Source organism: Victivallaceae bacterium (assembly GCA_036659455.1).
GTDB lineage: Bacteria > Chlamydiota > Chlamydiia > Chlamydiales > Chlamydiaceae > JAVXCN01.
Window position 1 is genome coordinate 596,031 of record JAVXCN010000001.1, and the last position, 12,978, is coordinate 609,008.

General features: G+C 41.4%; 20 protein-coding genes. All 20 read right to left on the reverse strand.

The window, feature by feature from the left end:
* Position 1: 1 nt before the first annotated feature.
* The 20 genes from rplE to RSA43_02890 all read right to left on the reverse strand — a co-directional run bounded on the left by rplE (position 2) and on the right by RSA43_02890 (position 12,818).
* Positions 2 to 541 carry a 50S ribosomal protein L5 gene (rplE, locus tag RSA43_02795; protein ID MEG2496212.1) on the reverse strand — a complete coding sequence of 180 codons (540 nt, stop codon included), beginning with the start codon at positions 539 to 541 and terminating at the stop codon, positions 2 to 4.
* A gap of 1 nt (position 542) precedes the next feature.
* Entirely contained in the window at positions 543 to 884 is a 342-nt protein-coding gene (rplX, locus tag RSA43_02800) for a 50S ribosomal protein L24 (GenBank protein MEG2496213.1), read from the reverse strand.
* Positions 885 to 1,253, reverse strand: a complete 369-nt coding sequence (gene rplN / locus RSA43_02805) for a 50S ribosomal protein L14 (GenBank protein ID MEG2496214.1) — start codon at positions 1,251 to 1,253, stop codon at positions 885 to 887. It abuts the gene before it with no gap.
* A 27-nt stretch (positions 1,254 to 1,280) separates the two neighbouring features.
* Positions 1,281 to 1,538 carry a 30S ribosomal protein S17 gene (rpsQ, locus tag RSA43_02810; GenBank protein MEG2496215.1) on the reverse strand — a complete coding sequence of 86 codons (258 nt, stop codon included), beginning with the start codon at positions 1,536 to 1,538 and terminating at the stop codon, positions 1,281 to 1,283.
* A complete protein-coding gene (gene rpmC / locus RSA43_02815) occupies positions 1,531 to 1,755 on the reverse strand; it encodes a 50S ribosomal protein L29 (GenBank protein ID MEG2496216.1) in 225 nt (74 codons plus the stop codon). Before rpmC ends, rpsQ begins: the two co-directional genes overlap by 8 nt.
* Before the next feature lie 5 nt (positions 1,756 to 1,760).
* A complete protein-coding gene (gene rplP / locus RSA43_02820) occupies positions 1,761 to 2,177 on the reverse strand; it encodes a 50S ribosomal protein L16 (GenBank protein ID MEG2496217.1) in 417 nt (138 codons plus the stop codon).
* A gap of 43 nt (positions 2,178 to 2,220) precedes the next feature.
* Positions 2,221 to 2,871: a 30S ribosomal protein S3 gene (gene rpsC / locus RSA43_02825; protein MEG2496218.1), complete on the reverse strand. Its 651-nt coding sequence runs from the start codon at positions 2,869 to 2,871 to the stop codon at positions 2,221 to 2,223.
* Between the two features lie 16 nt (positions 2,872 to 2,887).
* Positions 2,888 to 3,220: a 50S ribosomal protein L22 gene (rplV, locus tag RSA43_02830; protein MEG2496219.1), complete on the reverse strand. Its 333-nt coding sequence runs from the start codon at positions 3,218 to 3,220 to the stop codon at positions 2,888 to 2,890.
* 20 nt (positions 3,221 to 3,240) lie between these two features.
* On the reverse strand, positions 3,241 to 3,507 hold the full coding sequence (gene rpsS, locus RSA43_02835) for a 30S ribosomal protein S19 (protein ID MEG2496220.1): 267 nt from the start codon (positions 3,505 to 3,507) through the stop codon (positions 3,241 to 3,243).
* Between the two features lie 5 nt (positions 3,508 to 3,512).
* Positions 3,513 to 4,367, reverse strand: a complete 855-nt coding sequence (gene rplB, locus RSA43_02840; protein MEG2496221.1) for a 50S ribosomal protein L2 — start codon at positions 4,365 to 4,367, stop codon at positions 3,513 to 3,515.
* Between the two features lie 32 nt (positions 4,368 to 4,399).
* On the reverse strand, positions 4,400 to 4,732 hold the full coding sequence (rplW, locus tag RSA43_02845; GenBank protein MEG2496222.1) for a 50S ribosomal protein L23: 333 nt from the start codon (positions 4,730 to 4,732) through the stop codon (positions 4,400 to 4,402).
* A gap of 20 nt (positions 4,733 to 4,752) precedes the next feature.
* Positions 4,753 to 5,409 carry a 50S ribosomal protein L4 gene (gene rplD / locus RSA43_02850; GenBank protein MEG2496223.1) on the reverse strand — a complete coding sequence of 219 codons (657 nt, stop codon included), beginning with the start codon at positions 5,407 to 5,409 and terminating at the stop codon, positions 4,753 to 4,755.
* A 14-nt stretch (positions 5,410 to 5,423) separates the two neighbouring features.
* Complete coding sequence (gene rplC, locus RSA43_02855) at positions 5,424 to 6,104, reverse strand: 50S ribosomal protein L3 (protein MEG2496224.1); 681 nt, start codon at positions 6,102 to 6,104, stop codon at positions 5,424 to 5,426.
* 368 nt (positions 6,105 to 6,472) lie between these two features.
* Complete coding sequence (locus tag RSA43_02860) at positions 6,473 to 7,447, reverse strand: hypothetical protein (protein ID MEG2496225.1); 975 nt, start codon at positions 7,445 to 7,447, stop codon at positions 6,473 to 6,475.
* 81 nt (positions 7,448 to 7,528) lie between these two features.
* Positions 7,529 to 8,479 (reverse strand): methionyl-tRNA formyltransferase, encoded by a 951-nt coding sequence (fmt, locus tag RSA43_02865; protein MEG2496226.1) that lies wholly within the window; start codon positions 8,477 to 8,479, stop codon positions 7,529 to 7,531.
* On the reverse strand, positions 8,469 to 9,314 hold the full coding sequence (gene lpxA / locus RSA43_02870) for an acyl-ACP--UDP-N-acetylglucosamine O-acyltransferase (GenBank protein ID MEG2496227.1): 846 nt from the start codon (positions 9,312 to 9,314) through the stop codon (positions 8,469 to 8,471). Before lpxA ends, fmt begins: the two co-directional genes overlap by 11 nt.
* 12 nt (positions 9,315 to 9,326) lie before the next feature.
* On the reverse strand, positions 9,327 to 9,797 hold the full coding sequence (gene fabZ / locus RSA43_02875) for a 3-hydroxyacyl-ACP dehydratase FabZ (GenBank protein MEG2496228.1): 471 nt from the start codon (positions 9,795 to 9,797) through the stop codon (positions 9,327 to 9,329).
* A 30-nt stretch (positions 9,798 to 9,827) separates the two neighbouring features.
* Complete coding sequence (lpxC, locus tag RSA43_02880) at positions 9,828 to 10,676, reverse strand: UDP-3-O-acyl-N-acetylglucosamine deacetylase (protein MEG2496229.1); 849 nt, start codon at positions 10,674 to 10,676, stop codon at positions 9,828 to 9,830.
* A gap of 20 nt (positions 10,677 to 10,696) precedes the next feature.
* Positions 10,697 to 12,415, reverse strand: coding sequence for an apolipoprotein N-acyltransferase (gene lnt / locus RSA43_02885; GenBank protein MEG2496230.1), 1,719 nt, complete (start codon positions 12,413 to 12,415; stop codon positions 10,697 to 10,699).
* Positions 12,351 to 12,818: an acyl-CoA thioesterase gene (locus tag RSA43_02890; protein ID MEG2496231.1), complete on the reverse strand. Its 468-nt coding sequence runs from the start codon at positions 12,816 to 12,818 to the stop codon at positions 12,351 to 12,353. Before RSA43_02890 ends, lnt begins: the two co-directional genes overlap by 65 nt.
* Positions 12,819 to 12,978 lie beyond the last annotated feature (160 nt).

The window sequence follows — 12,978 nt, forward strand, 5'->3', positions numbered from 1 at the left end:
ATTAAGTCTTTTTAAAACGAAGGCCAAGCAGCCCCAATAATTCCAAACATTCTTCATCGGTAGAGGCCGTAGTCACCCAAGTAATATTCATACCTTGGCTACGCTTAACCAAATCCAAATTAACTTCAGGAAAGATTTGTTGATCATCAATCCCTAAAGAATAATTACCTCGACCGTCGCCTTTTCTCGTAAAACCTCTAAAATCTCGAATACGAGGCGAAACGATGTTACAAAATCGATCCATGAAATCGAACATTCTGACACTTCGCAAAGTTACTTTTGCCCCAATGCCTTGTCCTTCTCTTAGCTTAAATCCGGCAATAGCATTTTTCGATTTCGTGATAAGAGGCTTTTGCCCGGAAATCATAGTCAATTCCGAAATATGATCCTGAAAGGCATTTTTATCCTTAGAGGCTTCAGCTAATCCCATACTAATCACAATTTTTTTTAAGACAGGGATTTGCATACAATTAGAGTAGCTGAACATATCGTTTAATTTCGTTCTAACGTCTTTTAAATAAAAATCCTTCAATCTGCTCATACTAATCTTTCTTCTCCTTTACAACACGATACAGCACCTCTTTGCCGTCCGGCTGACGATTCCAGATCTCTTTGCGACCTTCATTAAAACGAACAATTAAAGAAGACTTTTTGCCATCAATCGAAAGTCTCACGTTTGAAATATGGACCGGGCATTCGATATTAATACGTTTTCCTTTAGGATGCTCACGAGATTTTTTAATGTTCTTTACTCGAACATTTACGCCTTCAACAACAACCTTATCCTTCATAAAAGCAAGGACTGCACCAATTTTGCCCTTATCGTTTCCGGAAAGCACAAATACTTTATCGCCCTTACGGATCGTTTTACTATGCGTATTCATCTATATAACCTCCGGCGCCATGGAACTGATTTTAACATAACCTCTGTCCCGTACTTCTCTAGCTATAGGACCGAATATCCTCGTTCCCTTAGGATTTCCCTTGTCATCGATAATCACGCAACTGTTCGTATCAAATCGAAGACTGGATCCATCCGATCTTAAAATAGTTTTCTTAGTTCTTACTATTACGGCCTTAACGACATCGCCCTTCTTAATAGAACTATCAGGTTCGATATCTCTTACCGAACAAACGATTATATCTCCGACGTGCGCGTACCTTCTCTTAGAGCCTCCGAGCACTTTAAAACACTTAACTTTTTTAGCACCGGAATTATCGGCAACCTTTAATTGACTTTCCTGCTGAATCATAAACCTGCTCTGCTTAACAACCTACGCCTACACGCATTCTAAAATCCGCCATCTCTTCAAACGCGAAATAGGCCTGGATTCCACGATACGAACGGTGTCTCCTTTCTTAATGCCCTCAACCAAATTATGAGCATAATACTTCTTTGAGGTCCTAACAACCTTCGAATATTGCGGATGAGCAAAAACTCTCTCGACTCTAACTATAGCCGTCTTATCCATTTTAGTAGAGACCACTACTCCCGTCTTAGTTTTTCTGTTACCTCGAATTTTTTCTATCTCAACCATAACACCTCATTTTCTCCGATTTTACGGTCATTACTTGAGCAATTTCTTTCCGAATCGCTCCGAAACGATGTACCTTTACTTGTCTATTCATAGCTTTATCGGCCCTCAACAAGAATAATTCTTTTTTGAGCGATAAAAGCTTATCGTTAAGAGCAATCGCATCCAACTCACGCAAACCACCGATAAGACTCATTCGATCTTTTTTTCGTTCCTTCATAATCATCAAACCCTCTCAACTCGCTTAACAAAACGCGTCTTTAATCCAAGCTTAGCTGCTGCTCTTCTTAAGGCATCTTGAGCCTCTTCTCTAGAAACGTTTGCTACTTCAAATAATACTCGACCGGGGCGAACAACGGCTACCCAATGATCGGGAGCTCCTTTTCCCTTACCCATCCTAGTCTCGGCAGGTTTCTTGGAAACGCTCTTATCAGGAAATATACGAATCCAAACCTTACCTCGTCTTTTCAAATGTCTATTGATGGCTACACGACATGATTCTATCTGCCTACTGGTAATCCACCCTCGTTCTAACGTTTGCATGCCGAACTCACCGAAATCGACGAAATTAGCGCCTTTACTTAAACCTGCAAACTGTCCCTTTTGTTGTTTACGGAACTTCGTACGCTTAGGTAACAACATCGTGCCTCTTCAACTCCTTAATTTATTCACCCGTCCGACAATACTATTCTTTGCTTTTCTTAACAATCGAGGACTTCTCGCCTAAATTAATCCAAACTTTAACACCGATACTACCGTATGTCGTCTCGGCCCTAGCGGTCGCATAATCAATGTTGGCTCTAAGCGTATGCAGAGGTATTTTCCCTTCTTTATACCACTCGGACCGGGCTATTTCGGCTCCTGCCAAACGACCGGAAACCTGAACCTTAACCCCCAAAGCTCCGGCATCCATTACAGACTGAATAGCCTTCTTCATAGCTCTTCTGAACGCAACTCTCCTTTCGATTTGCTTTGCTATACCGTCAGCCATTAATTTGGCATTTAACTCAGGTCTCTTGATTTCCTCGATTTCTAACCAAATTTGCTTACCGGTCAATTTATTGAGCTCTGCCTTAAGAATGTCGACTTCCGCTCCTTTTTTACCGATAACCAAACCCGGACGAGAAGTGTGAATCGTGATTTCGACTTTTTCACTCATACGCCGAATACTAAACCCGGCAGCTCCTTGACACGAAGATTTTTTCTTTAAAAATTCTCTAATCCTGAAATCTTCAATCAAAAATTGACCGAATTCCTGATTATTTCCGTACCAAATGGACTTCCAGTTCTTATTAATTATCGTTCTGAATCCAATCGGACAGCCTTTCTGACCCATATAACTCTCCTAAAACCTATTTTTCACCGATTATCACAGTTAAATGACTAGTGCGCTTTAAAATAGGCGCTTTCCCGCCTCTACTTTTGGATTTGGCCCGTTTATAACGAGGCCCTTCATCAATACGCACTTCCAACACATTCAAATCGGAACGCTTAACGTTTTCCTGAAGTTCAGCCCCCGCCACGGCACTATCCAACACCTTTTTAAGCAATCTTCCGGCTTTTACCTGAGAGAAACCCAACTGCACGGCAGCATCGACGACGGACAACCCCCTAATTAATCCTGCAGCTAATCTAGCCTTTCTAGGAGGCACTCTAACATAACGAGCTTGAGCCTTAAACAACATCTTCTTTTTCTCCCTAAATTCTAACCCTTCTTAACGGGATGACTTTTAAACAACCGTGTAGGAGAAAATTCTCCCAGCTTATGCCCGACCATTGTTTCGGAAACGAACACAGAAAGAAATTTCCTACCGTTATGCACTTCAAAGGTCAAACCGACCATTTCGGGAATAATCATAGAACGCCTAGACCAAGTCTTGATAGGCATTTTCTTATCTGCTTCATTCATTCGACGAACCTTCTCCAATAGATGATGATCCACAAAAGGCCCTTTTCTTAATGATCTACCCATAACAACTACTTCCTACGATCTTTAACAATCCATTCATTAGACTTACGTTTATTTCTAGTCTTTAAACCTTTAGTCATTTTTCCCCAGGGAGTTTTAGGAATATATCCGTTATGTCTTCCTTCACCGCCACCATGTGGGTGATCAACGGGATTCATCGCCGTACCGCGAACGGTTGGCCTGACACCTTTCCAACGCATACGACCGGCTTTACCTTCAACTCTGAGATTATGATCTCCGTTAGATAATTCACCGATAGTCGCTCTACAATTTTCATTAAACAACCTAAATTCACCGGAAGGCATTTTTAACGTCACATAGCCGGAAGATTTGGCAATAATTTGAGCGGAAAGACCGGCCGATCTAACCATCTTTCCCCCTTTGTTGGGACGCAGCTCGATATTATGAATCGCGGTACCCAGAGGGATGCTTTTAAGACTCATGCAACAACCGATTTTATGAGGACTGCCTTCCCCGGAAACCACGTTATCTCCCATTTTAAGCCCCTTCGGAGCTAAAATGTATCGCTTTTCACCATCGTAATAATTCACTAAAGCAATATGAGCGGAACGATTGGGATCATATTCGACAGTAGCAACCCGAGCAGGTATACCATCCTTACCGCGTCGAAAATCGACAACACGATAGAGTTGCTTAGCCCCTCCGCCTTTATGACGACAACTGATATGCCCTAAATTGTCCCGACCACCGGTTTTCTTCTTAAAAAAGGACAATCCTTTATGAGGCCTTATGCTTTTTCTTGACTTCGTTCCGGAAAGATCGCCTTCCATTGTCAACTCATTATAAACAGGCAAAACAAGCTGTCTAGTCCCCGGAGTTTTAGGTTTAAATTTCTTAAACATATTCTTTTATTATCCTTATAAACTTCTTTCCACTAAACAATGGAACAACCTTCTTTCAAAGTAACTATAGCTTTCTTGAAAGAAGACGTTTTCCCGGCACGCCCTTTTCGCGCTCTTTTAGGCTTTGGCTTGACCGAAACGGTATTTACTTTTAAAACTTTTATATTCTTCGCAGAATAAATTTCCTCAATAGCCTTCGCCACTTCGATTTTATTAGCCCGAGAATCGACAACAAAAACGTACTTGGGACAACGACAATGAGAACCTTTCTTCTTTCCGACTCCGTCACCCAAACTCAAAGATTCTAACATTTTCGATTTTTCCGTCACATAATGACGCTTAACAAGATCATAAGGATTTTTCATTAACAGCAACCTCTAACTCTTTATGCGGATAAATAACCAACCAATTCAGTAAAAGCCGATTCGCTCACAATCACGTTATGAGAAGAAATAACGTCGTATCCGTTGAGATTTATGCTTCGCACATACCCGTTAAAAGACTCTAAATTTCTCATGCTTCTTTGAAAGTTGTCTCCATTGACATTATGAAGAGCGTCAATCGCCAATAAACCCCTAAATTCAACTCCGCAATTTCTAAGAAAATCAATGACTTTTTTAGTTTTAGGAATCTCAAAAGACGAAAAAACATCATCTTCGACTAACAAAAACTTTCCGGATTGAATTTTTTGAGCCAATAAAATCCTGACGGCCGCTCGTCGCTCTTTTTTGTTAATTCTTATATGCTGATCGAATTTAGGCTTGGGCCCGAAAACTATACCCCCTCCTCTAAACTGAGGAGAAGCTAAACTACCCTGACGAGCATTACCTGTCCCTTTCTGCTTAAAAGGCTTTTTGGTAGAATGACTAACCTCGGATCGCCCTCGCGTACAAGCGGACCACTGTCTTTTATTAGTCCTAAGAGCCAATATATAATCTTTGACCATCTTTGAAAAACCGGTCTTCTCCTTGAAAAAATCATCAGAAACTTCAATATCACCAGTTTTTTTACCAAAAAAATCAAATTTCGAAATAGAAACCACGTCGCCTCCCTCAACTACCCTTTAATAATTTCCTTTTTCACATCATCGTATGGGCAACAAACAGACAACCACGCATCCTTGCCTCCAGGAATCCCTCCCTTGATAAAAAGAAATTTATTTTCAAGATCGACTTTAATTAACTTTAGATTTTTAACCGTTACGGAATCGCCCCCAAGACGACCGGGCTTTTTTCCTCCCGGAAGACAACGGCCGGGCGTACTTCTCATTCCATTAGATCCGCCATGTCGATGAAACCCGGATCCATGACTGGCCGGCCCTCCCCGAAATCCAAAGCGCTTCATAACACCCTGAAAGCCTTTTCCTTTAGAAACTCCCTTAACGATAATCTCTTTTATTCCCGAAAAAATTTCGATACCTACAGCACCGTGAAATTTGACTTCGTCAAGCTGATCGGAAGCCAAACGATTTTCATAAATTTTACGACAAACCGGAACATCGGACTTCCGAAAAATACCGGACAAAGGCTTACCTACTCTTCGAAACGCCGTCCTTTCGTCTTTCACCGTCATCTCACCCGTAGACATTTTAAGAGCGTTATATCCATCTTTCTCAGCACCCTTAACCTGAAGAACAAAGCTGCTCTGCACTTCGACAATGGTACATGGAATTAAATTTCCCCTATCATCGAACAGATGCGTCATTCCCTTCTTACGTCCCATTAAACTAAAATGCATTCAAAAATCCTCGCCTATTGACTAAATTTCCAGCTTCTCAAAAAAAACACCCTCAGAGCCATTAAAAGAAGGTCACCGTTAACATTATCGAAACACCTTCAAGACCAACCGAACAATTGCCCTATTACGACGACTGCGATATCCTACCGAAATAACGGACCCACACCCATAAAGATTCTCCGGAAAGAACAATCTTTCCGCTCTTCTCGGGGAAAGAAAGAAGAGAGGTTATCAAACTGACAACATTTTGACAACAAGAAAAAAGATGAGATTTTTATTAAAAATTTTGAAGACAAATAAATGAAAATAAAAAGGAAACAAAAAAGCCGTCGAAAAGAAAAACGACGGCTTTAAAAGTAAAAGAAAAATTAAGCAGTTCGCCAAATTTTGTATAAACCGACGAAACCGATAAGAACTCCTAAAGCGGCTTTTGCTTCGAGAGGCAAAATCGAAACTATCGAAGGAATAATTTTGAAGATGTCCAAAATCATTTCCATCAACTTTTCCATCAAATTCACAACATGACCGATAATGAAATATTGATGAACCATTTTTAATCGGGGCCTAGCCGTGACATCCAGAGCTTCTCCCGATTCGGCCACGAGATCACAACTTTCCAATACCCTTCGATAGGCTTTATTTTCATGCACTAAAGCACAGCTGCTACCTATCAACCCGGCAGCATGATTAACCGCCATTAACCAATTGAATGCTTGACTAAAACCTTGTTTGACAGGGGGCGCCATAAAGCTTGAGCACCTATTGGCAAACAAAGTTCCCCTAACCGGCCCAAACGCCGTCACATAAGTCGCTGAACTGACTAATCCGCAGGCATGGTCGACAAGCCCTAACGCCATCTCACCTCGCCCACAGTAGAGCCTGTTATAATCGACTATTGACACCCTGGACTCATTGCCATCCTGCGGGTCTTCTTTAGCTCCGATCGCCACAAACGATTGTTTTTTAATAAGACCCATAACTAAAGTCTTACAATTTTTCCCGGAATCAACCATAGCAGGAATACTGCCGTTTAACGCATTAGCCAAACCGATAACACTTCGTGCATCCGTGAAGAGACCCAAAGCCGTACTCGCCCCAGCCACAGCCTCGGCCGCCCCCGTTCTCATAGCAATTACCCTGCTTAGTTCTGTGACGGCAGCTGCAGCCTTGACTGCCTTATCCACGCCTTTCGTACGGTTAATGAACGACGAAAGTTTGTTTGTCGATGACGTGAAAAATGTCTTGACGGAGCCTGAGCCTCTAAGTTCCGGTAAACTTAATTGAACAAGAGGAGAAGTAGCGGCACCACGATACACTGCCGCCAAAGGAATTCTTAAAGCCATAAACTATACTATCTCCATTTAATTCATAAAATTCAAATATCAATATTATACAGATTTAAATATTAATTATGAATTAAAACATCATAAGACAGTTAAGGTATTAATATCGGAAATACCGTTTAGAAAATCCTTAATATGTAATATTTTTTTTGATTCTATTTGAACCTTAATGGGAATGATACTTCCCTCTCGACAAACGATTACCATCTCACTTTTGGAAGGCCTTAAAATCGTTCCCGGAGGTAAATCGTATCGGACGTTGCTTTTTAAAACTTCATGAAAAAAAAGCTTTTTTTCTTCTCTTTTAATCTGAATCGCAGACCAAGGCAACAGTGTAGGCAATAATGCACGAATCTTATTATAAACGGTAGAACTATCGATATCCCAGGAGATCCGACTTTCCTCCTTAAGAATCTTCGGAGCAAAAGAGACTTTCGACTCATCCTGAGCAACTCCGATTAACTGCCCTGACACCACTCCTGAAATGGTTTTCGTCAACAAAGGACCGGCTACCAAAGACAAGCTCTGAAGCAAGTCTCCCGAGGTCATATCTTCCTTTATCTCCATTATCTCTTGAGACAGAATAGCACCCGTATCCATTCCGGCGTCCATACGAATAACCGTAAGCCCCGAAAGAGTCTCTCCGTTCATAATCGCTCTTTGAACGGGGGCTGCTCCACGATAAGCAGGCAACAACCCGGCGTGAACGTTAAGACACCCGAAGCGCGGAAGATCCAAGACATTTTGACGAATTATTTCCCCATAGGCTACTACAATAAATAAATCGGCTTCGATAGATCGTAAAACTTCCACAAACGACTCCGTAGAGCATTTTATGGGTTGAAAAACGGGTATACCAAGACTAATCGCCAGCTCTTTTACCGGAGAAGAAACAGGCATAATCGAACGCTTAGAAGGCTTATCGGTCCGTGTAATAACGGATGCAATATCAACGGTATCGGAATCGTAAAGAAACTTCAAAACGGTTGCCGAAAATTGCGGAGTCCCAAAAAAAACTATCTTAGGAATCAATTAATATCTCTTGTTCGTCTTCCGCTTCCGTCAAGGAATCTTCATTGAAAGCCGAATAGGAACTTTCAATACCTCTTTTACTTTTTTCACGACAAAAATCGACAAAATGCAAAACTTCGGGAACATATCCCCATTCCTGCTGTACACGATCCAAGCCGTCGGCAAAAGAATATTTCGTTCTATACACTAAACGAAAGGCCTTAATTAAAGCGTTTCTGGTTTCGAAAGAAAACTGCCTTCTTTGCAATCCGATCCGATTGATCCCCGAAAGTACATAAGGATGTCCGCTGCCAATCGTATAAGGAGGAACATCTCTTCTCAATCCGCTTAAGGCACCGATCATTGAATGGCTTCCGATTCTAACGAATTGATGAACTCCCACCATTCCTCCGATCACGACATGATCTCCCACTTGAACATGACCGGCTAAAAGAGTGTTGTTACTCATAACGACGTGGTTGCCTACCGTACAATTATGCGCAATATGAACACCGGGCATGATTAAACAATTATTACCGATGGAGACGCGCGTGCCTTCCACGGTAGAAGAAGTAATTATGGCAAATTCCCTAATTTCACAATTCTCTCCAATCGTAACATAAGTTTTTTCGCCCTTAAATTTTAAGTCCTGAGATTTGTTTCCGATCATAGCCGAAGGCCAAATGGTGGTTCCTTTACCTATAACCGTGTGTCCGTCAATATAAGCATACGATTTGACAGTCACTCCACTTTCTAACGTTACGGTGCCTTTAACCACGGCATACGGCTCTATCGTAACGTCTTCACCGATTTTTGCACCGTCTTCAACTACTGCCGTTGGATGAATAATTGTCATAATTCTCCGAAATTACATTGAGTCCTTATCTACCAAAGCAAAACTACATTCTGCTTCGGCAGCCACCTTGGAACCGACGACCGCCTTCACTTTTGTTTTTCCGCCTTTACCGGTGATAAGAGCAAAATTAGAGTGCAAAATCAGCGAATCTCCCGGGACCACAACATTACGAAACCTGGCTTTTTCAATACCTAAAAACAAAGCCAGCTTCTTGTTACGCCTCTCACCGAGTTTTAATCCCAAAAGAATTCCGGAAGCTTGAGCCAAAGCCTCCAAAATCAATACTCCCGGCATAATCGGAACTTCAGGGAAATGACCTACAAAAAACGGTTCGTTAACAGTCACATTTTTTTGAGCGACAATTGCAGACGACTCCAAATCGACGGACAAAACCTTATCCACCAAAAGAAATGGATAACGATGAGGCAGTAAAGCAATAATTTCCTTAAAACCGATTACGGGCTCGTCCCGAGATGTTTCCATTTCAATATGCTTGTTCAAAAAAACTTCCCACTAATACAACATATTTGCTATTTTTTTTCCAAGAGCCACGTTTGATGAATGTCCGGATCCGATGGCAATAATATGGGCTAAAAAATTTTTTCCCACTAAAGACAGATCCCCTATCAAATCGAGAATCTTGTGCCTAACGGGCTCGTCCGGGAAACGAAGACTTTCGTTACTGATGGCAACTTTTTCATTAAAAACGATTGCATTTTCCAAACTACCGCCTTTTATAAGCCCACGATCCATTAAAAATCTAAGCTCATTATATAAGGCAAAAGTACGACAACCGGAAATTTCTTTTTTAAAAAACTCCGGCTCTATCTTACACGAATAATGTTGAGTGCCGATCATTTTGATTTTCGGATAATGCAATGTATAACTAATTCTAAATTCTTGAGAAGGAACTGCCGCTAAAAAAATTTCATCTTTTTTAAAACATACGGTTTTCATCAAACGAAACGTCCTTACGGGTTTATTTTGTTCAATGATACCCGCCTGTTCGATAAGATTGATGAAAACAGCGGAACTGCCGTCTCCTGCCGGAATCTCTTCTCCTTCAATACGAATAACAGCATTGTCAATCCGATAAGCTTTAAGAGCAGCCAGTAGATGTTCTACAGTACAAATGCTTTCCTGCCCGTTGCTTAACGTCGTACATCTTCCCGTACTGCTTACCCTGACCAAATCGGCCGGAATCTCCGTTTCCCGACCGGAAACGGAATCGAATTTTTTAAAAACAATACCCGAATCTTCACCCGAAGGTAAAAGAGAAAATGTCGCCGCTTTTCCTAAATGAATACCCAGACCGGAAAACCGCACCTCTGTCTTTAGAGTCCTTTGCGCACGCTCAACCATGAAAAAACTCCCGCACGGGGTCAATTTATCTTATTTCTCCGTTTTTGACAATAGGGAGGCGTAGGGCATAATAAAAGAACGAACACGAACAACGTCGCAAAGAGACTCCAATACATTAAACAAGCATCTCCTAAAAACGAATAAGGTGTCGTATAAGAATACAACGGTAACTTTACGATTAAAACTTCAGGCAAAGCTTCACGAAAGCTATTTTCGGAAGGCAGCTTCGCTACAATTCTACCTAAAGAATCCACACCTCCCGTAACACCGGTATTACAGGCTCTTACACTCGATAGCCCTAACTCTATGTTTCTTAAAACACCGTGTAAAAAATGAAATTCCGGTAATCGAGAACGGGGATACCACATATCATTGGTTAAATTAACCAAAAAAGAAGCGCCTTTTAATTTATAGATTCGAATCAGGTCCCCGAAAGTTTCTTCATAGCAGATAGAAACTCCGAATGGAGGAAGACGAGACGATCGCATCAATTCGGTATTTCGTCCTCGATCTTTAAAATAAGGCGAAAAATATTGCGGAAAATATTTTCCGACGATAAACGCTCCTACACGTCCTCCGGGAAGATATTCTCCGATAGGGACCAGAATCCTTTTATCATAACGAAACATTTCTCCTTCATCGGCCGATAATAAAACGGCCGAATTATAAAAAAAACGTCTTCCGGAATTATAAATCGAAACCTCCGTTCCGATAACGATACCGCAATCAAAATAAGAACTTAACCATTCGAAATAATCTCGGTAGTTTAATTCGGGTTTAGTGAAATTTAATCGGACCGCACCGAAATTGCGCGTGATTATGTCTTGAAATTCCGTTAAGGAACAAGCATGACTTTCCAATCCGCATGGTATCATCGCCTCAGGGAAAACAATCAAATCGGGTTTAACCGTAATTCGTCGGCATAAGGCCAACAATCTTTCTCGTAGAACTCCCATTCCTCCCGTCTCGGGTTTAAAAGCCGGTTGAACGAGTGCAACGGACAAATATCGATTATCGCTTAATAATTTTCCGGCATGAAAATGATAAAATGCACCTCCCGCCAAATAAGGTATACCGTTAATCAAAATCCATCCGACTAAAAAACTTCGACGCAGACTCCGAATACAAAAATAAAATGTTAAGGAACTGCTCATGACCAACAAAGTCAACCCGAAAACACCTAAAAAAGATGCACATTGGGCGTAATAAGGATTACCCGTTAAACTGAACCCGGAAAAATCGAATGACAACCCCGAAAAAAATCCGAGATAACGCAACTTCTCTAAAAACACCCATAGAAAAGCACCGCCGATAATGACGGTTAAAGGTCGACAAGTAAAAATGAGCCTTCTTAAACACAAGAAAAAAAATACGAAAGAAATACCGAGAAAGGTTGATACAAACAACCAAGGAAATAAGATGAACTTGCCTACGTATTTGTCCGATACGAGCCAACTAAAATGATATAACTCACCGAAAAAACACCATAAAAAGACGGCCCTGGCTCCTACGCGAACCGGACAATCCGAAATCGCCGATAACAGACAACCGTATCCTAAAGAAGCCGTTAGGGAACAAGCCCAAAGACTCAAATCGGGCTGTGCGAAAAGAAAAGCCATCCAAGAAACAACAAACAGCAAAGCTCTGATCGGCAATTTCAAAGAAAATAACGAATTAGCCCACGTTAAGCCTTTTACGACGTCTTGTATCGGCATCCTGATATCTTCTCTTTTCATCATCGGTTTCCGGGAAAATCTCCGGCACCGTTACGGGACAATTAAACTCGTCTAAAGCAACGAAAGTAAAATAAGCGGAAGTGATGTGCCGTCTTTCTTGTTTTAAAGGCGTTTCCGCCCACACCTTAACTCCGACTTCCAAAGACGTTCGCCAAGTCCGATTAACGGAAGCTTGGCTTATCAATGTTTCGCCGAGATAAGCAGGAGCATAAAACCTCACGGCATCTACAAAAACCGTAACACAAAGACGTTCGGTATGTCGTTCGGCTATAACCAAAGCCAACCGATCCAACATACTCATAACCATCCCACCGAATACCGTATTATTAGTATTCAGATCATTAGGAAACACTTTATAAACCTGTCCGTTAACGGCACTAGCCGCCACGGACTTTTTCTTTCTCATCGATCGCAGCTCCGCATATCTTTGATCAAATTCCCTTAAAACTAATCGAAGTCTATTCCGCTCGGAAAAAAAGTCAAGATATTCGCAAAAAGAACACGACAATGACCGAAATCGACGGATATTGCAGGTTATACCGCTTTAGATTGCACATCAATCTCCT

Coding starts and splice junctions, on each gene's coding strand:
- rplE (MEG2496212.1), bottom strand. CDS start 541: ATGAGCAGATTGAAGGATTTTTATTTAAAAGACGTTAGAACGAAATTA.
- rplX (MEG2496213.1), bottom strand. CDS start 884: ATGAATACGCATAGTAAAACGATCCGTAAGGGCGATAAAGTATTTGTG.
- rplN (MEG2496214.1), bottom strand. CDS start 1,253: ATGATTCAGCAGGAAAGTCAATTAAAGGTTGCCGATAATTCCGGTGCT.
- rpsQ (MEG2496215.1), bottom strand. CDS start 1,538: ATGGTTGAGATAGAAAAAATTCGAGGTAACAGAAAAACTAAGACGGGA.
- rpmC (MEG2496216.1), bottom strand. CDS start 1,755: ATGAAGGAACGAAAAAAAGATCGAATGAGTCTTATCGGTGGTTTGCGT.
- rplP (MEG2496217.1), bottom strand. CDS start 2,177: ATGTTGTTACCTAAGCGTACGAAGTTCCGTAAACAACAAAAGGGACAG.
- rpsC (MEG2496218.1), bottom strand. CDS start 2,871: ATGGGTCAGAAAGGCTGTCCGATTGGATTCAGAACGATAATTAATAAG.
- rplV (MEG2496219.1), bottom strand. CDS start 3,220: ATGTTGTTTAAGGCTCAAGCTCGTTATGTTAGAGTGCCTCCTAGAAAG.
- rpsS (MEG2496220.1), bottom strand. CDS start 3,507: ATGGGTAGATCATTAAGAAAAGGGCCTTTTGTGGATCATCATCTATTG.
- rplB (MEG2496221.1), bottom strand. CDS start 4,367: ATGTTTAAGAAATTTAAACCTAAAACTCCGGGGACTAGACAGCTTGTT.
- rplW (MEG2496222.1), bottom strand. CDS start 4,732: ATGAAAAATCCTTATGATCTTGTTAAGCGTCATTATGTGACGGAAAAA.
- rplC (MEG2496224.1), bottom strand. CDS start 6,104: ATGCATTTTAGTTTAATGGGACGTAAGAAGGGAATGACGCATCTGTTC.
- RSA43_02860 (MEG2496225.1), bottom strand. CDS start 7,447: ATGGCTTTAAGAATTCCTTTGGCGGCAGTGTATCGTGGTGCCGCTACT.
- lpxA (MEG2496227.1), bottom strand. CDS start 9,314: ATGACAATTATTCATCCAACGGCAGTAGTTGAAGACGGTGCAAAAATC.
- fabZ (MEG2496228.1), bottom strand. CDS start 9,797: ATGGAAACATCTCGGGACGAGCCCGTAATCGGTTTTAAGGAAATTATT.
- lpxC (MEG2496229.1), bottom strand. CDS start 10,676: ATGGTTGAGCGTGCGCAAAGGACTCTAAAGACAGAGGTGCGGTTTTCC.
- lnt (MEG2496230.1), bottom strand. CDS start 12,415: ATGATGAAAAGAGAAGATATCAGGATGCCGATACAAGACGTCGTAAAA.
- RSA43_02890 (MEG2496231.1), bottom strand. CDS start 12,818: ATGAGAAAGAAAAAGTCCGTGGCGGCTAGTGCCGTTAACGGACAGGTT.